General features: G+C 55.3%; 25 protein-coding genes and 2 pseudogenes. 16 read left to right on the top strand and 11 right to left on the bottom strand.

Annotated elements, in window-relative coordinates; translation table 11 throughout:
- Positions 1-453: 453 nt before the first annotated feature.
- The 8 genes from QTL96_RS23305 (at position 454) to QTL96_RS23270 (ending at position 6977) form a co-directional block, all read left to right on the top strand.
- The gene (locus QTL96_RS23305; RefSeq protein ID WP_112819938.1) at positions 454-615 is read left to right on the top strand and encodes a DUF1127 domain-containing protein; all 162 of its coding nucleotides are present in this window, start codon (positions 454-456) and stop codon (positions 613-615) included.
- 311 nt (positions 616-926) lie between these two features.
- Positions 927-2393 (top strand): sodium:solute symporter, encoded by a 1467-nt coding sequence (locus tag QTL96_RS23300; RefSeq protein ID WP_289729385.1) that lies wholly within the window; start codon positions 927-929, stop codon positions 2391-2393.
- Positions 2394-2739: 346 nt separating this feature from the next.
- Positions 2740-3135 (top strand): cupin domain-containing protein, encoded by a 396-nt coding sequence (locus QTL96_RS23295; protein ID WP_289729384.1) that lies wholly within the window; start codon positions 2740-2742, stop codon positions 3133-3135.
- 252 nt (positions 3136-3387) lie between these two features.
- Complete coding sequence (locus tag QTL96_RS23290) at positions 3388-4428, top strand: alpha/beta hydrolase (protein WP_289729383.1); 1041 nt, start codon at positions 3388-3390, stop codon at positions 4426-4428.
- Positions 4429-4564: 136 nt separating this feature from the next.
- On the top strand, positions 4565-4750 hold the full coding sequence (locus QTL96_RS23285; RefSeq protein WP_289729382.1) for a twin-arginine translocase TatA/TatE family subunit: 186 nt from the start codon (positions 4565-4567) through the stop codon (positions 4748-4750).
- Between the two features lie 35 nt (positions 4751-4785).
- Positions 4786-5523, top strand: coding sequence for a response regulator (locus tag QTL96_RS23280; protein ID WP_289729381.1), 738 nt, complete (start codon positions 4786-4788; stop codon positions 5521-5523).
- Between the two features lie 167 nt (positions 5524-5690).
- Positions 5691-6641, top strand: a complete 951-nt coding sequence (locus QTL96_RS23275) for a HAMP domain-containing sensor histidine kinase (protein WP_289729380.1) — start codon at positions 5691-5693, stop codon at positions 6639-6641.
- 120 nt (positions 6642-6761) lie between these two features.
- Complete coding sequence (locus QTL96_RS23270; protein ID WP_289729379.1) at positions 6762-6977, top strand: DUF3311 domain-containing protein; 216 nt, start codon at positions 6762-6764, stop codon at positions 6975-6977.
- Positions 6978-7051: 74 nt separating this feature from the next.
- Here the strand turns inward: QTL96_RS23270 and QTL96_RS23265 are convergent, their stop codons facing one another.
- The 3 genes from QTL96_RS23265 to QTL96_RS23255 all read right to left on the bottom strand — a co-directional run bounded on the left by QTL96_RS23265 (position 7052) and on the right by QTL96_RS23255 (position 8888).
- Positions 7052-7597 (bottom strand): cupin domain-containing protein, encoded by a 546-nt coding sequence (locus QTL96_RS23265; RefSeq protein ID WP_289729378.1) that lies wholly within the window; start codon positions 7595-7597, stop codon positions 7052-7054.
- Positions 7598-7763: 166 nt separating this feature from the next.
- Positions 7764-8264, bottom strand: a complete 501-nt coding sequence (def, locus tag QTL96_RS23260; protein WP_289729377.1) for a peptide deformylase — start codon at positions 8262-8264, stop codon at positions 7764-7766.
- Between the two features lie 213 nt (positions 8265-8477).
- Entirely contained in the window at positions 8478-8888 is a 411-nt protein-coding gene (locus tag QTL96_RS23255; RefSeq protein WP_289729376.1) for a cupin domain-containing protein, read from the bottom strand.
- 299 nt (positions 8889-9187) lie between these two features.
- Between QTL96_RS23255 and QTL96_RS23250 the strand changes: the two are divergent.
- Both QTL96_RS23250 and QTL96_RS31295 read left to right on the top strand, forming a co-directional pair.
- Positions 9188-9903 (top strand): annotated as a pseudogene (locus QTL96_RS23250) (TetR/AcrR family transcriptional regulator).
- Complete coding sequence (locus QTL96_RS31295; protein ID WP_112819919.1) at positions 9900-10649, top strand: CDP-diacylglycerol diphosphatase; 750 nt, start codon at positions 9900-9902, stop codon at positions 10647-10649. The pseudogene QTL96_RS23250 and the gene QTL96_RS31295 overlap by 4 nt, the downstream one beginning before the upstream one ends.
- Positions 10650-10742: 93 nt before the next feature.
- On the opposite strand, the gene QTL96_RS23245 is transcribed toward QTL96_RS31295, so the two are convergent.
- From QTL96_RS23245 to QTL96_RS23235, 3 genes are all read right to left on the bottom strand, one after another.
- Positions 10743-11633, bottom strand: a complete 891-nt coding sequence (locus QTL96_RS23245; RefSeq protein ID WP_289729375.1) for an alpha/beta hydrolase — start codon at positions 11631-11633, stop codon at positions 10743-10745.
- A gap of 107 nt (positions 11634-11740) precedes the next feature.
- Complete coding sequence (locus tag QTL96_RS23240; protein WP_289729374.1) at positions 11741-12163, bottom strand: cupin domain-containing protein; 423 nt, start codon at positions 12161-12163, stop codon at positions 11741-11743.
- 90 nt (positions 12164-12253) lie between these two features.
- Complete coding sequence (locus QTL96_RS23235) at positions 12254-13087, bottom strand: class I SAM-dependent methyltransferase (RefSeq protein ID WP_289729397.1); 834 nt, start codon at positions 13085-13087, stop codon at positions 12254-12256.
- A gap of 254 nt (positions 13088-13341) precedes the next feature.
- On the opposite strand from QTL96_RS23235, the gene QTL96_RS23230 reads away from it, so the two are divergent.
- Both QTL96_RS23230 and QTL96_RS23225 read left to right on the top strand, forming a co-directional pair.
- Entirely contained in the window at positions 13342-13734 is a 393-nt protein-coding gene (locus tag QTL96_RS23230; RefSeq protein ID WP_289729373.1) for a hypothetical protein, read from the top strand.
- Positions 13735-13860: 126 nt separating this feature from the next.
- Positions 13861-14169 (top strand): hypothetical protein, encoded by a 309-nt coding sequence (locus QTL96_RS23225; protein ID WP_289729372.1) that lies wholly within the window; start codon positions 13861-13863, stop codon positions 14167-14169.
- 315 nt (positions 14170-14484) lie between these two features.
- Here QTL96_RS23225 and QTL96_RS23220 read toward each other — a convergent pair whose 3' ends face one another.
- Both QTL96_RS23220 and QTL96_RS23215 read right to left on the bottom strand, forming a co-directional pair.
- The gene (locus QTL96_RS23220; protein ID WP_289729371.1) at positions 14485-15396 is read right to left on the bottom strand and encodes a fructose bisphosphate aldolase; all 912 of its coding nucleotides are present in this window, start codon (positions 15394-15396) and stop codon (positions 14485-14487) included.
- A gap of 209 nt (positions 15397-15605) precedes the next feature.
- The gene (locus QTL96_RS23215; protein WP_289729370.1) at positions 15606-16361 is read right to left on the bottom strand and encodes an alpha/beta hydrolase; all 756 of its coding nucleotides are present in this window, start codon (positions 16359-16361) and stop codon (positions 15606-15608) included.
- A gap of 439 nt (positions 16362-16800) precedes the next feature.
- Between QTL96_RS23215 and QTL96_RS23210 the strand changes: the two genes are divergently transcribed.
- Positions 16801-18042: a hypothetical protein gene (locus tag QTL96_RS23210; protein ID WP_289729369.1), complete on the top strand. Its 1242-nt coding sequence runs from the start codon at positions 16801-16803 to the stop codon at positions 18040-18042.
- Between the two features lie 346 nt (positions 18043-18388).
- Positions 18389-19432, top strand: a complete 1044-nt coding sequence (locus tag QTL96_RS23205) for an alpha/beta fold hydrolase (protein WP_289729368.1) — start codon at positions 18389-18391, stop codon at positions 19430-19432.
- Positions 19433-19571: 139 nt separating this feature from the next.
- Here the strand turns inward: QTL96_RS23205 and QTL96_RS23200 are convergent, their stop codons facing one another.
- The 3 genes from QTL96_RS23200 to QTL96_RS23190 all read right to left on the bottom strand — a co-directional run bounded on the left by QTL96_RS23200 (position 19572) and on the right by QTL96_RS23190 (position 21764).
- Positions 19572-20537 (bottom strand): quinone oxidoreductase, encoded by a 966-nt coding sequence (locus QTL96_RS23200; RefSeq protein WP_112819903.1) that lies wholly within the window; start codon positions 20535-20537, stop codon positions 19572-19574.
- Between the two features lie 227 nt (positions 20538-20764).
- Positions 20765-21073 (bottom strand): YciI family protein, encoded by a 309-nt coding sequence (locus QTL96_RS23195; RefSeq protein ID WP_112819901.1) that lies wholly within the window; start codon positions 21071-21073, stop codon positions 20765-20767.
- Entirely contained in the window at positions 21048-21764 is a 717-nt protein-coding gene (locus QTL96_RS23190; protein WP_289729367.1) for an HAD-IA family hydrolase, read from the bottom strand. Before QTL96_RS23190 ends, QTL96_RS23195 begins: the two co-directional genes overlap by 26 nt.
- Here QTL96_RS23190 and QTL96_RS23185 point away from each other — a divergent pair.
- Together QTL96_RS23185 and QTL96_RS23180 are read left to right on the top strand one after the other, a co-directional pair.
- Positions 21753-23012 (top strand): annotated as a pseudogene (locus QTL96_RS23185) (glutamate-5-semialdehyde dehydrogenase). The gene QTL96_RS23190 and the pseudogene QTL96_RS23185 sit on opposite strands and share 12 nt — an antisense overlap.
- A gap of 512 nt (positions 23013-23524) precedes the next feature.
- Positions 23525-24442 carry a DMT family transporter gene (locus tag QTL96_RS23180; protein ID WP_289729396.1) on the top strand — a complete coding sequence of 306 codons (918 nt, stop codon included), beginning with the start codon at positions 23525-23527 and terminating at the stop codon, positions 24440-24442.
- Positions 24443-24460: the final 18 nt, after the last annotated feature.

Genomic DNA, 24460 nt, shown 5'->3' with positions numbered 1-24460 from the left:
GACCTTGCTGCTTGACATTGTTTTCGCCACCCGACGCCTTATGTCTCATGCCGTCGGATCATTTTTCATCGCCATTGGACGTCCACGCAATCTGTTTGCCGACTTTGACCGCATCTAGCGTTCTTTTTAAAGCGCTGAGTTGTATCGCATTGTATCAAACTCACCATCAGACATATTTGGATACAAAACTACAGTTTTTTTGTCGTGCGCGCTACAGAAAGTGTGGATAGCGAGCTCGCGAATTTTGGGGTGGATTTGTCACTGCATGTTTAAGAGAGGTGAGACTGTTCCGGTTGTCTGCTTTGAAACGGCGAGAGCGGACCTCTGTGAGGTCGCCATTCCGCATTACAAATAGTTTCGTTCGTAGTCGGTCGAGCCTTCGGAGAAATTGCTCGGTAATACGCCGCCACCATTGTCTCTTCGCGGCCTCAGGGGCCCAATGCGAAGGAGACTATGTTGAGATACCTAATGCGACTGATAGGCGGTCAACTACGAAAGATCAGACTGCGTCGCGCGGCAGCGGAACTGCTCGAACTCGACGATGCTCATCTTTCTGATATCGGAATTTCGCGCGGTATGATCGATTACTATGTAGCTAATGGCCGAAAGCTGTAGCCCATAGAAGTGAGCGCTGGTTGGAAACCCGCCGGCCAACAGGCCGGCGGTATGATTCTGTCGAAAGTTACAAATGTCACTATGTCGGTGCTGGTTGTCATCGGTCTGTAATTATATAAGTTCGCAATGGATATGGGTTAGGCCGGTGAATTCTTATCGGTGGAGCAGGGGCTAATAGTGGCAGTGGCGAAAGACTTCAGCATCCGGCCCAACCGCGCAGCTATCTTATTGACACCTCTGACGGGCCGACTGCCGGAATGCGGCCGCGACGTCGAAACCGACCTGCATTCTCGGTTTGACGGAGACGTCGAATGCTGATCATGATTTCAGTGGCCGGGACGGTCGCGCTCGCGGTCCTGTTGGCGGGATTTTTCGAGAAAAACAAGCGGGCGGTTACCGTAGATCAATGGGCGCTTGGCGGGCGCAGATTCGGCGCTTTGTTGGTTTTCGTCCTCATGGCAGGCGAAATTTACACCACATTCACATTTTTAGGCGCGAGCGGCTTTGCGTATGGCCGTGGCGGGGCGGTTTTTTACATCCTCGCGTACAGCTGCCTTGGGTTCGTCATGTCCTACTGGCTGCTTCCTCCGATCTGGCGGTTCGCAACAGAAATGCGCCTTGTCACACAGCCCGATTTTTTCGCAAAGAAGTACAACAGTGCTCTGCTAGGGATCGTCGTTGCAATCGTGGGGCTTATCGCACTGATTCCGTATCTTATTCTCCAGCTCAAAGGGCTTGGAATCATCACGGAAACCCTCTCCCAGGGTCGGATCAAGACACCTGTGGCGGTTGGTATCGGTGCGGTCGTCATGTCTCTATATGTTGTGATGTCTGGAATGAGGGGATCCGCGTGGGCGGCCGTGGTAAAAGACTGCACGACGTGGATCGTCTGCGCGTTCCTTGGTATTTATCTGCCCTATCACTACTATGGCGGGATCGGAGAGATGTTTCGCCAGATTGAAATTGCGAGGCCAGGATTTACCGCCTTACCGGAAACAGGCCAGACAATCGTTTGGTACTGCAGTACCATCTTCCTGTCCGCTCTCGGCCTATATATGTGGCCTCACACGTTCTGCTCCGCCTATACCTCGAAATCAGCGATCGCGTTTCGCAAGAACGCCGTGGTGATGCCTATTTATTCGCTGGTGATGATGTTCGCGATGCTGGTGGGCTTTGCGGCAGTCCTTCAGGTGCCAGGGTTAGAGGGTCAGCAGATCGACCTAGCGCTCTTAAAGCTGTCGATCGCGACGTTTGACCCGTGGGTAGTTGGCTTGATTGGTGCGGCAGGTGTCCTTGCCGCACTGGTGCCAGGGGCAACTATCTTGATCACAGGCGCTACCGTGATCTCAAATAACATCTGTTGGAAGCTGTTTCCGGGTCTTAGCCCATATCAGCTGACGAACTGCGCAAGGATTTCTGTCTTTTTCATTACGGCTGTTGCGGTTTACTTCACTCTGACTGGTGGCGAGAGCATCGTCGCGATCCTCATTATGGGATACAGCATCGTCACGCAGCTTTTTCCTGCGTTGTTTGCTAGTTTGCTCCGTCAGAATCCTTTTACCAAGGAGGGGGCAATGGCCGGCATCGTCGTCGGCGTTGGGACCGTTGGCATCGTCAGCACAACTGGCTTGAACATTGCGACTTTCTTTCCCGATGCGCCAACGTTCGTGAAGGAGGTCAATACTGGCTTCATTGCGATGAGTTTGAATGTCATGGTCGCACTCTTGGTCAGCATTGCCACCGAACAATGGCCAGCTCCATCTGAGCGCCTGCGCTAGGGCGATTGTCGTTGCACGCGGCCACCCTATTTGAGTTAGAGTAAATCACATTACGCTTCACTTCTGAAGTGTGAGCGTCGTATGCGAGGTTCTGGTTTCGCAGACATTCTAGTTTTGCGTGGGCATAGCTTCTCTTTGCTTTGTAAAGTTCTCGCTGTGAGCGATCCGATGCGTTCCGTGGGCCTTTGTCGGATCGCCTTCTTCGTGCCGCTGAACCTGCGATATGACCAGGAGGCTACAGCTGGATACAAAAAGCGGTATTCGTCGACACATCCCGTATTCGAATGTGCGTTGTAATAAAACGGCATCCAAGCCGGATGCCGTAACAACGAAGGAACCAAACGACATGAGGACGTTACATGTAGCCGTGCTGGCCGCTGCGGTCAGCGCATCTGCTGCCATTGGACCGGCCTACGCTCAACAGCCAATCAAGCGGACAGACCTGATCGACAGCCCGATCGATGTGCCGGGCCACAAGGTGGTTCAGGTGCGGGTGGATTTCGGGCCTGGCGTTCTCGCAGGTAACCATTCGCATCCAGGGGAAGAGATCGCATACGTGGTCAAAGGAAGCGTCGAGTACGCTTTGGAGGGCCGGGATCCGGTCGTCCTGCATGCGGGACAATCGCTCTTTATCCCGAGCGGCGTGAAGCATTCTGCGAGAAATGTCGGCGAAGGAAGTGCATCTGAACTGGCAACCTACATCGTCGAAGAAGGCAAACAGCTCGTGGTCCTGGCAAAATGAGTCCACGTAGGTTTTGATTCGGATCGGATGCGCAGCCTCACTGAAGCACGTGAGCTGCGCATTTTGATTCCAAGAAAATCACCCTCGTGCATGGTGAGTTTCGCCCCGAAATTAGGACTTCTCCGGACAAATTCTGTATCGAATTGTATCTCCAGCCGCCCTCGGTACATCAGGTTTCAAATAGGAGATATCCGGACATACCGTCGATACATGCAGAGCGCTTCATGCGTTCATCAAATCACGGAGGTGTTCATGACTAAGTCCTTTGAGTTCAAGCGGAGAAGCTTTTTCGCGGTCGCGGCGGCATCCGCCGCAGCAGTGCAATTCGTTGGAATCGGAAAGGCGCTCGCTCAGACCCCTGCCGCTTTGAGCGCCGCTGCGGGTGGCTCCTCGGCGAGCCTCGGTCCTCTCAAGGAAATCAAAGCCGGCGCATTGAACGTGCAGTACGCTGAAGTCGGGCCTGAAAACGGTGCTCCGGTCATACTCCTCCATGGCTGGCCGTATGATATCTACAGTTACGTCGAGGTCGCGCCGATCCTCGCGGCAGCGGGCTACCGGGTGATCGCTCCGTATTTCCGTGGTTACGGCGGCACACGCTTCCTCTCGGAGAAGACTCCTCGCAACGGCCAACAGGCCGCGATCGCCAAGGACATCATCGACCTGATGGACGCCCTCAAGATCGAACGGGCCGTAATCGCTGGATACGATTGGGGTGCGCGCACTGCGAATATCATCGCCGCTCTGTGGCCCGAGCGCTGCAAGGCGCTGGTATCCGTCAGTGGGTACCTGATCGGAAGCCAAGAGATCAACAAAAAGCCCCTGCCTCCCAAGGCAGAGCTGGCTTGGTGGTATCAGTTCTACTTCACGACCGAGCGCGGCGAAGCGGGTTATGACGCCAACCGACACGACTTCAATAAGCTGATTTGGCAGCTTGCGTCCCCGAAGTGGAATTTCAGCGATGCGGTCTATGACCGTACTGCAGCGTCATTCGACAATCCGGACCACGTTGCGATTGTCATTCACAACTATCGTTGGAGGCTCGATCTGGCCAAGGGTGAAGCCAAGTTCGACGCTCTCGAAAAGAAGTTGGCAAAGCTGCCTACCATCGGCGTACCCACCATCACAATCGAAGGTGATGCAAACGGTGCGCCGCATCCAGAGCCAGCCGCGTATGCCAAGAAATTCACAGGCAAGTACGAACATCGGCTGTTCACCGGCGGTGTCGGTCATAACCCTCCGCAAGAGACACCGGCAGAGTTCGCCAAGGCAGTTATCGACGCCGACAATCTCTAGCATTCGCGACGTCACGTGAGGTGACGTCGCTCTTATACCGGCGCGCAGTCCTCCCGCTCGTCGCCGGTCGGCTATCCGGAATCCGCCCCCTCATCCGGATAGCCGCCCCCCTTTCTACCAATACGGAGTTCGTTCGATGGGATCGTTTAGCGCCTGGCACTGGGTGATTGTACTGGCAATCGTCATGCTTCTATTCGGCCGGGGAAAGATACCCGCCCTCATGGGTGATGTCGCTTCAGGAATCAAAAACTTCAAAAAGGGCATGCAGGACGAGACCAAGGATCATGCTCGGTTGACCGCGTCCGAGCGTGAGCCGCAATAGCGTCCCCGCCGCACATATAGCGGCCCGAGGTATCTATGGAACACACAGACCACATTCTTATCGTCGACGACGATCGCGACATCCGCGAACTCGTGCAGGGCTATCTGACTAAGAGCGGCCTGCGAGTATCAGCGGCCGTAGACAGTCGACAAATGCGAACTCTTCTCGAAACCAATGCTTTCGACCTTATCGTTCTTGATATCATGATGCCTGGCGACGATGGATTGGTGCTCTGTCGGGAGATTCGATCGGGAAGGCACAAGAACATTCCGATCATGATGCTAACCGCGCGCGCCGATGAGGCTGACCGCATACTCGGCCTGGAAATGGGTGCGGACGATTATCTCGTTAAACCTTTTGCCGCGCGCGAGTTGTTGGCAAGGATCAACGCGATCCTAAGACGGACGCGAATGATGCCGCCCAATCTGCAAAAGACCGAGACTTCGGAGATAATCAGCTTCGGCGATTGGAAGCTGGACACTGTCGGGCGGCACCTTGTGGATCGCAAGGGCACTGCTGTCGGACTAAGTGGCGGCGAGTACCGCCTGATCCGCGTGTTCTTGGATCACCCCCACAGGGTGCTTAACCGGGATCAGCTGCTCAACCTTACTCAGGGTCGCGAAGCTGATATTTTTGACCGATCGATTGATCTACTGGTGAGCCGTCTGCGACAGCGACTCAACGACGATGCCCGCGAACCTGTCTACATAAAAACGGTCAGAAGCGAGGGCTACGTCTTTGCTTCAGCGATAGAGAGCGTCGAGCCGAAATGAAGCTAATGTTCCAGCGGTTGCGCCTCGGCGGTGTGTTTAGCACACTGGGTGCGCGATTGTCTGGACTACTGTTACTGGGGGCCGCCGCTGGAACGATTGTGCCAATAAGTGCTTTTCCACTTGGCCCCGTCGTTAGTCTCTCGGTCGATAGACCAGGGCCAACTTCGATGCTGGCGCACGAGAAGTTAAATCGCGAAAATTTCAGGGCGCACCTCGCGCCTGAGATACGTTCGTTCTTGCCAGCCCCTTTCTCTAGATTGTTATCTTCACCCGAGGTCCTCTCTCCAGTGGTTTGGATGATTCAACTGGCCGCGGCAGTGACACTGGTATGCCTTGCGGTTCGGAGGTTTCTGAAGCCCAGGGCTGCCATAGTCGCTACAAAAAAGGGCTACCCGACCTATGGTGGTACGCTCCCATCAAATCTTGACAATTTCGAAGCTTGGAGCTCGGCAAACCCCGGCACCGAAGGCACGACTGAAGCTGCACTTTTCGCGCTGGAGAAGGCAGAAATGCTGGCGGCGATATCACATGATCTGCAGACACCGGTGACCAGGCTTCGTCTCAGGATTGACACTCTGATGGAAGGGGAAATGCGGGAGCGGCTCCTTCGCGATCTGACGGAAATCCAAAAGCTGATCGAGCAAGGCATACTTTACGCGAAAGCTGCCAAGGCCATAGAGCCCAATGTGAACGTCGACTTGGCAGCATTCGCAATGACGATCGCTCGTTCATATCAAACTAAGGGCGCTGCTGTCGTCGCGGAACAAGCATATCCGCTGATGGTGTCTACCAAAGCGGTCGCCCTGACCACGATTATCTCCAGTCTGGTCGACAACGCGTTGAAGTTTGCCGGCTCCGCGGAGATAGGTGTAGCTCGAGACGAAAGTGGCAGAGCGGTAATACAAGTCCTGGATCGAGGACCGGGAATCCCGGAACTTGAGCTGGAATTGGTGCTTCGGCCGTTCTACAGGCTCGAGATATCGCGAAATCGGGATACCGGTGGTTCGGGACTGGGGTTGGCGATCGCAAACGAGCTGTCTCGAACAATGAGCGCTCGCATTACACTCCGTAATCGCGAGCGAGGTGGGCTTGTCGCTCAGCTTGCCTTCGCGGACTAAGCCACTCCGGCGGAGCTATGTTTTCGTACCAACCTATTGCGATGACACGATATTCGTGCACAGTACCGGGAATAAGAATGACCGATCTGCGGTGGTTCTCCGAAATGTGAAAGCCGTGCCATGAAAATCGCAGCTCCACTTATCTTGGTATCGCTGGTGTTCCTTGGGAGCATCGCAAGCAATCGCGTGACGCCATTGATTTTTGGATACCCGCCGTTTTTCGCATGGCACGTATTCAGCGTTTTTCTCCTCTCGGGAGGTATGTGGCTGATTTTTAGAACGGACCCGCAAAACCGCGCGAAACGAACCGAGCCCGACGAGGATAAGCACCATTAGCGAGGTCATGCGGGCCGCACCCGGCAGACCCGGGTGTGGCAGGGCTTTCGAAGGCTTATGACCCACGTTTTCGTCTATGCTCTCGGAGAACCGGACTTTCTGGCATGGTGGAATCCGGGCAACAGCTCTTCAATCTTTGACGGCGTAAGAAATTCGAGACCGAATTCCACACCCTTGTCGATCGCATCTTGGACGTCGGCCATTGAGTAGTTGATCGCGCCCGTGGGCATGTCGAGCTCAACAGCGGGCGAAGACATCATCGCTCTGAAATAGCCTTCCGCACCGCCAGGCTGGCAGAGGAAGAGCATCCTGAAGCGATCGGTTCGTACGATGAAAGCGTGCGCTTTGGCTCGCGGGAGAAAAATACAGTCGCCGGACGAAACCTGGACCTCATCTTCGCCGATGAAGACAGAAGCGCTTCCTTCTAGGACGTAATACAACTCGTCTTCGCTGTGGTGAATGTGGGCCGGCGGCTCGTTGCCCGGCCTCATGAGCAGTTCGAAAAGGGAGAACGTTCCTCCCGTATCCTTGCTCTCCGCAAGGAATGTAAGCAAGCTCCCCATGTAATAGACTGACGATTCGCGTGATTCACGCCGCAGGAACGGTTTCAGATCACCCATTGGATTTCCTTTGTTTGCATGTTGATCTTGAGATTGCTGTGCTTGAATTCCGACTTGGAGAATTCTCTTTTTTTGAAGGGCTTGCACCGCGAAGTTACAGCGCCCAAAAACGCTGGACATCGTAACGAGGTCGAAGGCCGATTGGGGCGAGCGTCTGGCGCGATAGTCAGGGGGCTGCAGCGATTGAGCGGTTGAATGCATCGAAGTCCGACGGCATCAGGTAATCGACAAAGAGAATTCCGTTGAGGTGGTCAATCTCGTGTTGCAGGCAGGTGGCCAGTACGCCCTCGGCTTCTATCACATTTGATGCGCCATCAAGATCCGTATATCGCACGGTCACTTCCGCAGGTCGCTCGACGACAGCCATGTATCCCGGAATTGAAAGGCAACCCTCTTTAAACGAGTTCAAGCGGATGGAATGAGAAACCACCTCCGGGTTCACAAGCACCATCGGCTTCTTGGGTTCTTCGCCACGTGATACGTCGATCACTACAACTCGTTTTGGCACCCCGATTTGTACCGCGGCTAAGCCGACGCCGCCGGCTGCATACATCGTCTCAAGCATATCAGCGGCCAACGCCTTGATGTCCGCATTGATCGTCTCGACCTGAACCGACCGTCCCCGCAGTGTCTCATCCGGTACGGTTACAAACTGTCTCAGTGTCATACTAACCTCCTCGTAACGCCTTAACGTCGGTTCCAGCAACGGAAGCGACGGCGAGGGTGAAGTTGGTTTGTGGAGAAGACAATGCTGTTACAGTTCGGCGCGGATTAATCGCATTTGAAACGAAGTTCCAACTTTGAGGGCAAGGTGTCGATGGGGGTAGTCGTTGCACCGCGAGATTTGACCGCGGGTTGAACCCGCGGTCATCGGAAGCGTTTACTTTCTGACCTCAGTCGTCTGCGCCCCTGCTGGCGCTTCGTCGATCACCAGAAGCTTCAATGGCTTGCTGCCCGGGTTGGTGCCGCTATGCCATTTTGCTACCGACTCTACGATGACGTCTCCCGGCTTGAACGTCTGCGAGAGCTTTGTCTCCTCATTATAGACTTTGATCTCTCCAGAGAGGACATATCCTAAGCGTGGGTAGGCATGCCGATGCACGGGAAGTGACGCACCGGGTTGAATGGTAAAGATCGAAGCCGCGATCTCAACGGGTCCGCCGGGCAACTCTACCGGTTGCTTCGCGATTGTCGTGCTTGAGTGGAATATGGGTTCGACAGTGACCTGAGAGTCGGCCGACGCATTCGTGGCGAAGGCCAAAGCTGCTGCTGCGATAGCTAATCTAAACACATATGTCTCCGTTCTTTGTTTTAAACGGTAGTATTTTCTCGATCGCGGATTTCTTGCCGATGTGGAAATTGCGCATTTTCGTTGCATGTGAAAGGTCGGCTATTCGGATTTGCGTGTGGACCTTTTCCAGGCAAGGCAACGGCTGGTCTGCGAATGCGACTGGCGACCTTTGCCTAGTCTTACAGAAGCAACAATTTCATCGGCTAGGGCGGCAATGACGTAAACAATGGGTAACATTGAGCCTGTCTGTTTGCGGTCTACGACAAGTGCACGAGAATCAAAGTGGAACCGAAAATTCAATGACAGTGATCATATCCTCGCGGGCGCAAGGTGGACCCCGTTTTTCCCGTCGTCAGGCCGCAGTCCTCGAACACGCGTTGCAACTGCTTGCTGACGGTGGAGAACGGGCTTTGACAACCGGACGACTGGCGCGAGCGGCAAGCTGCTCGAAAGAGAGCCTATACAAGTGGTTCGGTAACAGAGCTGGGATCATAGCATCAATGATTGCCTATCAATCCTCGAAAGTTCGGACGTTCCCGTTCGGAGGACGACGGCTTACTGCCAGAGCTCTCTTCGATCACTTATTAGTCTTCGCGAACGACCTTTTGGAGGTCCTTGAAGGAAACAATTCACTAGCGCTCAATCGGCTGGCGATCGCCCAGTCTGCAGATGGAAGTTCCGAGTTCTCCGGCGTGCTATTGGAGCACGGCCGAAATCAGGTCGAGGGACGCGCTAAATCCTTGTTGGATGCTGGAAGGGTATCTGGGTTACTATCGTTCATAGCGTGGATGAAGCCTTTCACGTCTTATATGGACTGGTCGTGTCCGACAGGCATGTACAGGCCCTGATGGGGGCGGCAAGCAAACGAGACCGAAGGAAAGTGGCTAAGTTGGCCGTGCGACTTTTCCTGAGCTTGTACGGCTCCGAAAGGTTGGTGGAAAAGCTATCAGAGAATGAACGAAGCACTTTGGATGGGAATAGTGCCGGCCTGCGTCAGGAGGGGTACAGCCAATGATGAGGATGGCTTCAACGAGACGGATCTCAATCGCACTCGGAGCTACCGTCGTCGCCTCGATCGCTTGGTTTACGCTTCGATCAAATCCTAACGCTTTGTGGTCTATTATCCAGGATCGCTGTCTAATTGACGTTGGACGCCGAGACGGCTTGCCACCGTGTGTGAGGGTGGAACGACAGGAAGGTTACGTCGTAATCAAGGACCGTAAGGGATCACACCACTTCCTTTTGCTTCCTACCGAGAAGATGACCGGGATAGAGGATCCCAGGCTTCTAGACGCACAGTCGCCAAACTATTTCGACCGAGCGTGGGGGAATCGAGAGCTACTGTCTGGCGAGAGGGATGTGAGTGATGAGCAAATCCTTTTGGCAGTCAACTCGGAGTATGGGCGCAGCCAGAACCAGCTTCACATCCACATCTCGTGTACGCGGCCGGACGTAAGACAGAAGTTGCTTGAGCTGGAGACCGGAATCACCGACACGTGGGAGCCCTTGAGCGTTGAATTCTCGGGGCATGCTTACTGGGCACGAAGGGTGACGATGCCTCAATTTGCCGAGGTTGGGCCCTTCCGTCTCTTGGCATACGGATTGCCAAGATCGGTTTCTTCGATGGGCAGGTATTCCGTCGCAATGACCGAATTGAAAGGCGAGGTTATTCTACTGGCGACCGAGCGGAATCTTTACGACCTCAATTTCGCGTCTTCAGAGGAATTACAAGACCACGAGTGCGCGCCGTCCGCGGGATAGCTGTGAGCCGTCGGGTCAAACGCCCGGCCGACTTGCCGGCCCTTCGTGCGCTGATGAAGGCGGCCATGGTCCGAGGAATAGGCTTAATCGACGCTATCGCGGATAGACGGGGTAGGAGTCGAGGAACTCATCCACCGCCGCAGAGAATGCTTTCGCAATCTCCAGGAAGGCAAAGTGCGTACTTCCGGGGCCGTCGAAGATTACGGTCCGGGAGCTAGGTATCATGGTCCCAATAGATGCCATTGCCTGCCAAGGAACGACACTTTGCTTTCCACCGATAACAAGGGTGGGTTTGTCGATACGACGGACTACGTCGCTCCAGTCGTGGAAAGCGTGGTCTGTAAGAAGCGCGGCCGCCCTTTCACGTGGGAGAAGCATGTTATCTGCAACAAGCTGCTCGAACACCCGCATTGGCAGCTCAGCGCTCACCATCGACCGTAAGGTTTCGCGCGTTGCTAAATCTCCCTTGCGCGAACGGAGATCATCAATGAGGCGACCAAGCTGGTCGAATGTGAAGACTCCTCCCGTTTCAAGCCTCTGATATGGATCGGATGCATTGGTCGCCGTGAGGGTGACGCTTTGATCGGCGAGGATAAGGCGCGATACCTGGCTCGAACCGTAAAGTTCTAGGTAGGACCAGACAATTGAACAACCCATGGAGTGGGCCAAGAAGGTGACGGTGTCTAAATCCAGCGCCTCAAGCACTTCTTTCAGATCGGCGGCTAGCCTGGATACCCGGTAGCCATGCCCGGGCTCGCCACTTTCACCATGCCCGCGGTGATCAAGCGCAATCACACGATTTCGTTTTGAGAGATGAGCAATCTGTTCCTCCCACGCGGAAACGGTTTGCGACCAGCCCGGTAGAATAATGAGGGCAGGGCCCGAGCCCACGTCTATCAGTGAAAGGGACGTACCATCCTGAATTTCGATTACTATGCGGTCCAGGGTGTGAGAGGAGCGTATGTAGCTGGTCGGCTGATCCATTTCGTGTCCTCCAATGCTGCTGGATAGCTGGTGCGCACTCGCGCCGACGTTTACCCCTTGGGGTTAAGTGACCAGATAAGGGCAGATTTACTCGACGTGAGAGGGGCTCATGGTTGGAGCCCATCAGGGTAGTAGATTGAATAGAGCTTCACGTAGGAGCCGCTCTCGAACGTACCGGTCCATCCTTTGGGGATCGTCACTGACTGGCCGGGCCCGAACACCGTCCGTGTGCCGTCGGTCGCAGTCATCGTGATCTGGCCGGCGAGCAGGTAAATCATTTCGTGGTTGGCATAGCCTTCGGGGCCGTTGATCACCTCGTGTATCGGGCCCGAGCTGTACAGCCCGGTCTCGAACTTGCGATCAGGCGACAAATATGTCTCCCGATCTTCGTCCGGGCCACTTTTAACGCGCCTGTCTTTGACTACCCGCTCCAGCTCATTGGATCGCAGCGTGGAAAGCGAGGGCGATTCAGCGTGGACAACAGACACGGCCAGTAGAGATGGCACGATAAGAAGCGCGGTGGGTTTCATATTCAAAGCCCAATCAGGAATAGAGGCGTGGCTGCGTCCTCGGTCACGGGGTCTCGGTTTCGCGATCAACCGTGACCGGAACGTCAGCGATCACGCCTTTTTGGTTACGATGACTTGCAGATATTCGCTTGGCACGACCATGGTGCCGTCCTCGGCCTCATTGAAAAGCCCGATCAAGTCCAGAAGATCTGCTTCTAGTTTCAACTGCTGATCGGCTTGCAACGCAGCAAAGGCCTTGTGGACCGGCCCGTACCAGTTGCGGAATACATCAACCCAGTGACTTGGCGACCGATAGCGGAATCTGAAGTTAGCAACCTCGGTAGAGATGGTTGCCGCATCTCCGAAAAGGCTCTCCAGATGCGAGGGATCGCCCCACAGCGACGGAGGCTTAACGCCCGCGGGAGGAGGGACATGACGGCCGATGGTTTTGAAGAGTTGCCCAATGAACCCATCTGGCGTCCAGTTCGCCAAGCCAACCTTCCCACCCGGCCGGCAAACGCGAATTAGCTCGGCGGCGGCTTTGTTCTGATCCGGTGTAAACATCACGCCGAAAGTGGACAGGACGACATCGAACGCATCATCTTTGAATGGGAGGGCCTCGGCGTCCGCCTCTTCGAAGCTGACCGACAAGCCTTCCGCCAACGCGCGACGCTTGCCTTGCTCGAGGAGCGTCGGCACGTAGTCCGTAGAGGTCACGACTCCCCAACGTCGCGCGGCAGCAAGAGTAGCATTTCCGTTTCCGGCCGCCACGTCGAGAACGCTCTGGCCAGACCGCAGATCTACGGTTTCACAAAGCTCCTCTCCGACAATCTGCAGCGTGGTTCCGACGACAGCGTAGTCGCCTGATGACCAAGCACCTTGTTGGCGCGCCTTGATCTCCGAAAGGGTGGGCGCTTGTGTGACGGGTGTTGTTTCGTTTTGCATCGGGATCTCCATGATGTCATGAATGACATCGATGGTCCCGGGACATTGCATCCGGATTACATGCGCGGTGGTTTGCATTTCAGTTGTGACGAATGATCCGTGTAGCTCAGTAGAGCGGGGCACCTGCTCGCATCCACGGTACTCGCCATGGCCCTGCAGCTGACAGACCTTGTCCTTCGATGGGAACGGCGCCTCGATTGACACTTTGCTTCGTACGGTACAAGACATAATGCCGATCATTGTAGGAGCCATCTATGGCCGAGGAAAATTCTGAAAGTTTAACTGCTCCGGTAACGCCGACACCTGCCGCAGAACCCAAGAAGCAGCGAGCTCCGCGCCGCAGCAAAGAACAGATCGCCGCCGAGCTTGCTGCGAAGCAGGCTGCAAAAGGAGGTCCAAAGAAAAAGGAAGCTCCTTCCGCATCTGCTTCCGCGCGAGCTGTAAAGAGCGCTCCTGTTCCCAAAAAATCAGAAGCACCGAAAGCAGTGTCTGCTGCCAAGACTGCGTCGAAAACGGCGGCACTTGCCAGCGATGAATTCGCAGACCTCCTGGCGCTGGAGGAAGAGAACCGTAAACTCCGGAAGGCACTGGCGGACAAGCTACGTGCAGAGAACGTCGATCTCAAAAAGAAGCTGGGCGTCTCCTGAGTTTGACGGTACTTGCGACCCTTATGGTCGACATCTTAGTCTGAGTTCCGGGCCTCTTTGGCCCGGAATTGCCCGTCCGATACTATACATTTGTCGAGGTATACGACGATGAGATCTCCGTGGCGATTGGCTGCCGGGCTTTTCTCCCGGAAGCAGCCGCTCGATAGCAACGAGCCAAAAGCCGATACTGCTGAAGCATTCGACCCTCAAGAGGTGGAGCCACGTTCTGACAGAGCGAGCTCGTCGAATGCCGCGCTCGATGATCAAGGTTCCGTCGAGAGAAGAGTGGGAAGCAATGACGCGGTGCCATCTGAGCCGTCGATCCCAGCAAAAGCAGAGAGCCGAACCTCTGACAGCGCCGACCTGCACGAGGAAATGCGGGAAGGCGACACCAAGGTGGACGCCTTCGAGTATTCAAAAAAGGCCTGGGATTGACGACGACGGCGCGAGCAATGCCGACAGTATTCTCAAATCCGGGCGTCGCACGCGCGAGGCGTCCAAGAGAGTCGGTATTGAACACGAGAATGCTGAGCCTCGGCATCCCAACGAAGCGCTTGCTTTGGACGCAGAAATCCAAGATCTCCGCGCCCGCCTTTGCGAAAAGCTTAGAGCACAGAATGAGCTTATGACCCGGCTCCTGGAGCGCTATCAGTAGCTCGGTGTTGTCAAACATAGCTACCTTTACCAATACGCCACGTATTGCTTGAAGCAAAAGGCCGACACGGGTCAGCTACAGATTAAGACTTGCCCTCATACGGTGTTCAGAGCCTTGTAAACGCTCGCGGCATAGATTTCGTCGACGGATCCGGCCAGCCGTTTGTTAAACTCGACATCACTCATTCCGACCCTCAAGTCCTCGGTCAGCGCTCGTAAAAAGCTGGCGATCATCCCTCGATTGTGCCTCAGTCTCTCGCACGCCTCGGCACAATCATATCCTCCTGAGAGGGCCACGACCCGAATGACTTTCGGATGCTCGACTAACGGAAGGTAGGTGTCGGCGTGTGTCGGTATCGACACTTTGATGATGACCTGAGCTTCACTTGGGAGGTGGTCGAGTTCTCGGAGAACTTCCTCAAGGAGCACGCCTTCGGCGTGTGCTTTTGTAGGGCTTGTAACAAGTACTTCCGGTTCAATGATCGGAACCAGTCCTTGCGACAGAATCTGCCTTCCCAGATCAAACTGTTGTCTAACCAACATGGCGATCCCGGTGTTGTCCGCATTTGCGATCACCGAACGCATTTTAGTCCCGAACACTCCTTTCTTGGTCGCGCGAGCAAGAAGACTTTCCAGATCGGGAATGGGTTTCAAAAGCTGAACGCTATGCCGTTCTTCTTCCAAGCCTTGGTCAACTTTGACGAACGGAACGATCCCACGTTCTTCCCATAGATAACTCGGAACCGATCGTCCAACCGCTTGTCCGTCCATTGTCTTTTCGAAGAGGATTGCTCCGATCACCTTATCTCCTGAAAAGGGCGGAGCCGTCATCAGGCGTACGCGCATCGCATGCACGAGGCGAAACATCTCTTCATTGGTCGAATATTCGAAATCTTCAATACCATATGTACGCAAGGCTTTTGGGGTGGAGCCACCGCTTTGATCGAGGGCGGCAATGAAGCCGTCTTTCTCGCTCATCTGAGACAGCATTTGGGAATGGGGCGTCATTTGGAATTCCTTCAACGTGTTACTACAGAGGTTGCCGAAAACGCCAATCATCGGGCGGACGGCTATTGATCTTCTGCAGCTTGACTTACGCGCTCAAATGTCCTTGGACTTCGATGATCAGGAGGGTGCGCCATCGCTACCACTGGATTAAAGCGGTGCGCACCCGATCTAAGGAACAGGACCAATGGTCGAGTTCGCGGCTCGAGCACTTAGTTGCCGGCTGCTTCTGCCGCCTTTTGAATAACGTCCGCCACCTTCTCTGGCTGCGACATGAACACGGCGTGGCTGGCCTTGATCTCGGTCACCTCACTACCTGCCCGTTTGGCCATCATGCGTTCCAGATCGGGATTGATGGAGCGGTCTTCCGTAGCGACGATCGACCAGCTCTTTTTTGTCTTCCAAGCGGGTTTGCCAACTGCTGCGGAGAAGGCTTCTTTTGAAGCGAACACCTGTGACTTCGCGAGGAAGCTGACCTGGTCTTTCGGAAGATCAGCAGCAAAATCGGCCGCAAACGCCGCAGGATCCAAATAGAGGTACTTGCCGTCGTTCGTCTCGCGAATATTCATCTTCCCGGCTGGAATTGCGCTCGCAGCTTTGATGAGGCTCTCGCCCTCATCCGGCTGAAACGCCGCAACGTAGACCAGGCCAGTGACCTTGTCATCGCGGCCGGCTTCCGTAATAACCATGCCTCCATAGCTGTGGCCAACCAGCAAAGTTGGACCGTCTTGTAGATCCAAGATTCTCTGGGTTGCTGCGACATCGTCAGCCAATGAGGTGAGCGGCTCCTGGACGATTGTTACATTGAAGCCACGCTTTTCAAGGATGTTCGTCGCGTCCCTCCAGCCTGAGCCGTCAGCAAGCGCCCCGTGGACGACAACGATATTTTTCAATGTTGCGGCGTGAGCTCCGAATGCGGCCATGGAGCTGGCGGCGGCAATGGCGATTGGCGTCAGATAGTTTCTCATAGAATGGATTTCCTTCCCGTTACGATCCACAAGGTCCTGCACAAATCCGATTGGGATTCCTGCTCCCGGTAGTCCTCCGACGTCGCAAAAGTGCGATCGAGGACAACCTCACTTGGTCATTTCAACGTGTCGGGCATATTTCCGGGAAATGGCTAAACGGTATCTGATTGTAAGTGAGAGGGTGTCTTACACACGTCGTTACATATGGCAGGCAGCCGCCGCTCATGTCCCGCTCACTTGTGGATTTGCGATTTGTGTTTCACCTGTAGGAAGAAAGAGAGGCTTTGAAATGTCCTTTCGAGGCTTAGAGCGTAGGACAAGCTCAAAAATCCGGCCGAGTGCAGCCATTAACAGCACACGGGACACTCAATCAGATCTTGCGCGTCGCATATCGAATTGATTGCGCAAAGCTAGACAACAAATGCAGGACCGAATGCAAATGTCACACCCGAAAACACTGGTGCGAGAATTGGGCGCATCCGAACGGCTGATGTATCATTATTCCGTCGACCATCCTCGTCATTTTTGCGTTGTCGCCGAAATCGAGGCGTTGAAGCTTCGCCACGACTACGAGGCCGCGTGTGAGGCCTTGCGTCGGCGTCATCCGCTGTTGAACATCACCTTACTATCGAATGACGCGGGCGTACCTGGTTTCTATGCGAGCGAGGCGCCGATTGAACCTATCCTAAGGCACGCAAGCAGTAAGGAGCCTTGGACGGATTTCGTCGCCAACGAATTGATTTCAGACTTTCCAGTCTCATCGCCCCTTTGCAGAATTGCGATCCTCTGTGAAGAGGCTGCGGCGACCATCGTCCTCACAATGCATCATGCGGTTGGGGACGGACTCTCCGGCATCGCCTTGATCGAGGACTTCCTAACTGCTTTGTCTGGTCTCGATATTGGAGAACTTCAGGTCCCACTGGCGATAGAAGATGCTCTGCGTGAGACCGATGCGGAACTCCTGACAGCTAACAAAGGCACTCTTGCTCTCCCGTCCGTTGAGCAGCTCGTAGGGTTGGCCGCGCAGCCTCTATGGCGTCCATTCGACGGCGACCAAGTGGTAGTGAAGACCGAAACTATCTCACCTGGATATGTTCATCAGCTTCGTGGCAGGGCTAAAGCAAACGGAACCAGCTTTAATAGTGCAATTTGCGCTGCGGTGGCCATCGTGGCGGCACGGCGTGAGAGGCGTGAAAACTACAACGTCTTGAGCCCTATAGACCTTCGGCGCAAATTTGGCCTCGACTTGCGAGATTGCGTTTTGAGGGCAACCGCTGGGACGGTTACCTTGCCAACTGATCAAGATATCTGGTCGGTAGCACGCTGTCACATCGAAGACATGAACCGTCTGAGAACCACGGGGGCGATATTGCAAACTGGGCATATGTTGGAGCGGTTGATAACGCCCTCATGTGATCCTCGCGTTGCTTCCGGTGTCCTTGGGGCCCTCAATTACGACGCCGTCGTTTCGAACCTGGGCGTCGTAGAGGTTCCGCAGCAATACGGCGACATAAGGCTCGCGGCGTTATGGGGTCCCGCGGGACAGGCGCGGCTAAAGCGTGAAAGGTTCTTCGGAGTTACAACGTTCGCAGGAACTCTCAGGCTTATAGAAGCATGCCCCGCATCCCAGGAATTGATTTGTACGGATGTTATTGAATTGCTGATCAACGCCTGCGAATAGCATTCTGGAAGACCAGTCGAACGCGGTGCTGGATCCACAGTGACATCGGGTGCCCGAGACTTCAAAATGATCCGCAGCCAGGACGGGTGCCGCTCCCGACCGGGTGAGAGTCGGCGAGACTTTCGACCGGCGCGTGCCGCCTTCGCTCGATAATGAAAGCGCTGGTCAACAATGCATTACAGCTGAAAATCCATTCCAGGAAACTGACATCTGCTACAAAGCAAGGCACCTCATCTTTTCCCGAAATGTATCATTGGGAGAGAAGAGTATGTCTGGATTTGGACGATGCCGAAGGCTTATTCCGACATTCCTCCCATTGTGTCTGATACTCACGATGGGAAACGCGATGACATCAAAATCAACCTTTTCCGCCCCGGTTAAGGCGACACCGAGTGGCAAAGAAGCCGCGCTTGCGCATAACTATGCGGGCATTCTCGACTTCTGGACGCGACATGGCGAAGCCCGATCTTTCCTCGGCGTTAACAAAGTCCTGATCACAGGCATGTCGTTCCAAAGATACGATACCGATCGAGCGATAGTGATTTCCAGCGGCCGAACAGAAAGCTTCCTGAAGTATAGGGAGGTCATTTTTGATCTTTGGCACGCCGGCTATTCCGTCTTCATCATTGATCATCGCGGGCAGGGCCTTTCGGAACGTGTACTTAAAGCTCCTGCAGGCGCAGGTGCACAAACCAGCCGAAATACCTACGAGATCGGGTATGTCGATCGGTTCGACGACTACGTGGACGACCTCAAAGTCTTTGTCGATCAAATCGTGAAGCCGGCAGGAAGCAGACACCTGTTCATTTTGGCTCATTCAATGGGGGGAGCCATCGCCTCACTGTATTTAGAGAATTACCCAGCTGACTTCGAGGCAGCCGTGCTTTTATCCCCAATGCATGAAATCAATCTCGCGCCTGTTCCGGCTCGAGCGTGTTGGCTTGTCCCGTTCCTTGGCCGTCCAAAGCACTACATATTTGGTAAGGGCCCATATAAAGAACTGGAGGAATTCGATCCGAAGTTAGCTTTGACGTCGAGCCAGACCCGATATGAGCTTCTCTGGCGCGACGAGTTGCGCCGAACTCCTGACGCAAGACTTGGGGGACCGAGCACGAGATGGGTTCACGAGGCGTGTTTGGGCGCAAAGCGAAGTCGCGAGGAAGCCAATCGTGTCACTGTACCAGTTCTTGTCTTGCAAGCCGGGAAGGACACGGTGGTAAATGCGAGAGGGCAAAGTGAATTCTGTAAAGGGGTTAGAAATGGTGGCAGCGGCTCGTGTGTTATCGAGCGAGTGGAAAACGCACGTCACGAGCTCCTTATGGAGCGCGATGAGTACCGTGATTATGCGCTGCGACGCGCGCTTGAATTTCTGGGTCCGTTAGGGCGCTAAACAAGCGGAGAGATAGACGAATGCATATCACATAGGTGGCTTCGTCTTCGGTCAGCATTTCCATGTAAGCAAGAGAATTAAAGCCGCAGTCGGAACAAGGTCACCCGAAACAGCGCAATCATTGTTTCGGGTAACACAGTCACGGGATCAGCAAAAGCTTTCCCGTAGTGGCGCGGCTTTGCATCGCTTCGTGCGCTACGGCGGCGTCGGCTAGAGGATACGTACCACCGATGTTCACCTTTATGTCACCGCGACGTATCCAATCAAAGAGCTGGTTAGTGTGCTGGCGCATCAGCTCCGGAGTCGGGATGAGGTTTAGGAACACAGCGTAGCCAATTTTGATGCTCTTCGGAAGGCTCATCACATCGAACGGTCCCGGTCCGCCGAGAACCGGACCGTACCAGCAGAACGTCCCGGAACGACGAAGTGAGTCTAGTGATCCCTGGAACGTCGACGGCCCAGAGCCGTCGTATACAACATGCACGCCTTCGCCGTTTGTAAGACGAAGCGCTTCTTCAGCGAACTTTCCTTCTCTGTCGACGATTACCTCGTCAGCGCCAGCTGCCTTCGAAATCGCGACCTTGCCTTCGTTGGAGACACGACTGATGATCCGGCCTCCGCGAAGCTTGACTATCTGCGTCAGCAAAAGCCCCAGTCCACCAGCTCCCGCGTGTACAAGTGCAACGTCGCCTGGCTGGACAGGGTAGAAATCTGTCGCGAAGTGGCTCGCTGTTAGTCCCTGCATCATGATCGCCGCTGCAGTTGCATCGCCAATGTCGTCGGGAATCTTCACCAACGAGTCAACGGGGGCAACAATTCGCTCGGCGTAGCTGGAGAGATTGAAGACCCAGGCAACGCGGTCACCTTCTCGAAACTCCGTCACATCCGGGCCGACTTCCACGATCCGTCCTGCGCCTTCGACGCCAAGAATAGCGGGCTTATAGCCGCCCCCCATTGTTCCCTGTCTTGCGCCGATGTCCATGAAGTTTACCCCCGCGGCGGCCACTTCAACAACTACTTGTCGGCTTCCGGCGACCGGATTAGGAGTTTCCCCATACTCGAGAACTTCGACGCCGCCGAAGCCATTCAACTTTACTGCTTTCATTTTCTCACTCCTTTATTTTGAATGATCGTTCCATAAAAACGCAAAAGACTAATGCCTGGCGCGCACCGCCAGAGGGCCTACCCTGCATCGAGGGCGCACTTCAGGCAAAGTGTCGAACTTCTAGAAGTCGTAGGGGGGAGATCGGGGAGATGAATCCCAATATCCACCCCCTTGAAACGCACCGTGTCTTGGGGTCAACGCCATTGTGCTAACGCCCGCCAGCAGGATCAGTCTTTAAGTGATCTCATTGCCGCGGGATCGGGCCGCGCCAGCTCGTAGATCTCAATCCTGTCCCAAACACCAGCTTTCATGTAGGGGTCGGCCGCTATGATCGCGTCCAAGGTCTTTCGATCAGGCACGTCGAATAGGAGAGCAGAGCCGACCGGGTTGCCTGTAACGATGATGACCCCGCCATCCAACAGCTTGTTTGATTGCACGTAGCTTATCACGCCCTTTTGATGTTCGTCTCTAAGCGAAGCTCTTTTTGCGAGTGTGTCGCCATCAGCACTGTCATGCGCAACGACCAAAAAGTTCATTGTCTCTTCCCTTCGATTTTGGGCCGGCCGGAATGTGATACCAGGGGCGCGCCCTCCGGCAGACCAGGATTGTCGTTGGCCTGACTCTAAGAAGGGAGTAGCAGCTGATGATTTTCAAATCGCTCAATCGAGCTACGATTGAAACCTTGTCAGGAGGGCGTTGCAAGACGGTCGATGTGCCAATGCGAGTACTGTTTGCCGGCGGAGCGTCACCCGCAGGATTAGTCTGTGCTGCCGCCTGCTCTCTGCGCTTGAGGGGGCCAATCTGCACTGGAATTCCGAGGCAAGGTAGGTCTATAAAGACGTCTGTCATCATGACCGGATCAGAGACTAACTCTTCTATTATAGCCGACAAAGAACGCCCTTCGTGCCACTGGGCAGCGTTCCAGCCCGAGGCCCTGGCAGCCGTGATATTTGCGTAGGTATCGTCGAACAATAGCAACTGATTTGGCGGGAGGCCCGAGAGAGCGCTGGCTTTCTCGAAGAAGCTTATATCCGGTTTACGGCACCCTAGCGCCGCCGAATAAAAGATGCCGTCGCAATGATCGCCTAAGCCGAGCACTTCCAGCAGGTAGGTGGCCCGGATGTGCTCTTGATTGGTGGCTAGGTACACCTTCCTACCGGACTTGCGTTGCCGTCCGAGCTCTTCAAGAAGGTCAATATTTAGCCGTGCATTGCGATGTCTGACCATCAAGCCGATTTACTACTTGCAGAGTATGGCGAACGTGCCAGGAGAGCGTCGTCATTCCTGGCACTGGCCCCGACTGCACAGAAGTCAGAAGCGCTTCAGCAGGCTGCGCGTTTCGTCAGGGAGCGACAGGAAATCATACTCACAGCGAACAGCAATGACTTATGCCAAGCTGACTTACGCGGCATCAGCCCGCCGATGAGAGATCGGCTGAGGCTCGACCCGGCCCGGCTGGAAACCAGTGCCGCCTCCTTGGAAACAGTCGCGACGCTTGACGATCCAGTCGGAAAGGTTATCGAGAGTCGGGTCCAACCAAACGGGTTGCTCTTAAAGCGCATCAGGGTCCCTCATCTGGATGATAGGCATCATATTCGAGAGCCGCCCCAACGTCACAATTGATGCCGGCGGCCTAGCCCTCATGTCGGGTAACGCCGCCTTGCTTCGCGGCGGGTCAGAAGCCAGCCGTAGCAATATGGCACTGTTCGAAGCGCTTTCGGATGGGATCGTCTCCGCGGGGCTGCCACGGGACTCGATCCAGTTGATCTCGACAACGGATCGCGCGGCAGTTGGAGCACTGCTACGAGGCCATGAGCTAGTCGATGTCATCATCCCACGCGGAGGCAAGGGGCTTGTTGAACGTGTACAGCGAGAAGCCCGTGTGCCTGTCCTCTCCCATCGCGACGGGATCAACCACACCTTCGTCCACGCGGCGGCTGATCCCGACATGGCTGAGCGGATCGTTGTGAATGCAAAAATGAGGCGAACGATCGTCTGCGGTTCGACTGAAACGCATCTCATCGACCGGGACTATCCGTATGCGCAAAGGCTGGTCGCCACGCTCGCCGATGCCAGCTGCGAGCTTCGAGCGGACGAGCGGGCACTCTCGCTCGATGGCCGCATGGCCTCTGCAACACCTGAAGACTGAGACACAGAATATCTCGATGCGATCTGTTCTGTCGCCATCGTCGATGGTGTCGAAGCCGCGATGAAACACATCGGGCGACATGCATCGCATCACACGGATGCAATCATAACGGCCGACGAAGTGGTCGCGTCGCGTTTCCTCGCAGGTGTCGACAGCGCAATCGTCATGTGAAACGCATCGACCCAGTTTGCCGACGGAGGCGAATTTGGCCTCGGAGGGAGATCGGGATTTCAACGGGTCGGCCGCACGCGCGCGGTCCGGTGGCGTTGGAAGGTCTGACCACGTACAAGTGGCAAGTGATCGGCACAGGGCAGGCACGTCCATAGCTTGCCGGATCCGAGAAAACGAATAGCCCCATTTTCAGCGCCAACCAGATCACACCGCTAGTCAGAACATCTGCTGCCGGCCAGGCCGAAAATCCGGATAGTCTGCCGGGGGGCTTTAACGCTGCCGCCGCAGCTCGTCAAAGCGTCGCGCCTCATCGACACTTTTGCAGGCGATGGGCAGGCATCACCGACTCCGACTGTTGTTCAGGCCGATCGGGACACCGGTCAAGGCGGACACAGTGTCTCTAAAAGCCAAGATTCCGCGAATTTCAGCCGGGATCGCTGGAGTTCTGGCGGACGCACAACTACAGCCGCTTTCAACACAGTTCAGCGCCTGTGGACGCACATCAACGCGGCATCATCAATGATTTGCTTCTTTGCTTGCAACAGGGTTTGCCACCGGGCTATGCATCTGCCGAACAATTGGGCATCGGCGTGGTGCGGCGAACCGTGTACCGGCGTTGCCGCTAAAACCGCGTCACAAAATGGCGTCACGGAGCGCCTTGAAAATCATGAAAAAGCAGGCGGCTCTTGTCGCGGGCGGAAACGCCGTGTTGGTTGGTATCGCATTAATGCTCGTCGGCGACTTCATGTTCGCCCTTAACGACGCTATGGGCAAATGGCTCGTGGCCAGCTTTTCGGTCGGTCAGGTTCTGCTGGTTCGCTCGCTCGGCGCGTTTTTCGTGCTCGGGCCGATGTTGTCGCGCCAACCGGTCGCGGCACTCTATAGGGTTGAGAAGCCGCAATGGCAGCTCGCGCGCGTCATCCTCGCTACCGCTGACACCGGGCTATTTTATGCCGCCGTTGCCTATCTTCCGCTGGCCGACGTCATGACCTTCTACATGGCCGGTCCGATCTACGTCGCTGCTCTATCGCATTTCCTGCTTGGCGAACGGATCGGCTGGCGGCGCTGGCTGGCGGTGCTGATCGGCTTCATCGGCGTCGTCATCGCGCTGCGTCCATCTTCTGCGATGTTGTCCTGGCCCTCGATGTTCGGTCTCGTCGGCAGCATTTCCTTCTCGTTGACACTGGTCCTTGGTCGTGTCTTGCGATCCACGCCTGACGCCACGCTGGTTACGTTGCAGACGCTTGGATGTCTCGCTGTCGGGGCGGTGCTTAGCGTCGGGAGCTGGAGCGCTTTCAGCACAAGCCAGTTGCTGGCGCTACTACTGCTCGGAGTGGTGTCGTGCTCCGCGCATCTGATGATTACCCGCTCGCTGAAGCTTGCACCTGCCTCGCTGCTGGCACCGCTTCAGTACACGTTGCTGCTGTGGGCGATTATCTTCGGCTGGATGTTTTTCGGCGAGTTTCCCGATCGACAGACGTTGATTGGCGCTGCCGTGATCGTACTGGCAGGGCTGTTCATTTTCCACCGCGCCAAGGTCAAGGATGTGGAGCCGCTGGTGCCCAACGACGCGAGCCACGGATAAGACATGGCCGTGGCTGTG

It is taken from the genome of Rhizobium sp. S163 (genome assembly GCF_030380805.1).
Lineage (GTDB): Bacteria > Pseudomonadota > Alphaproteobacteria > Rhizobiales > Rhizobiaceae > Rhizobium.
Note: the sequence above shows the minus strand (reverse complement) of the source record. Positions and strands in the feature narration are given on the sequence as shown.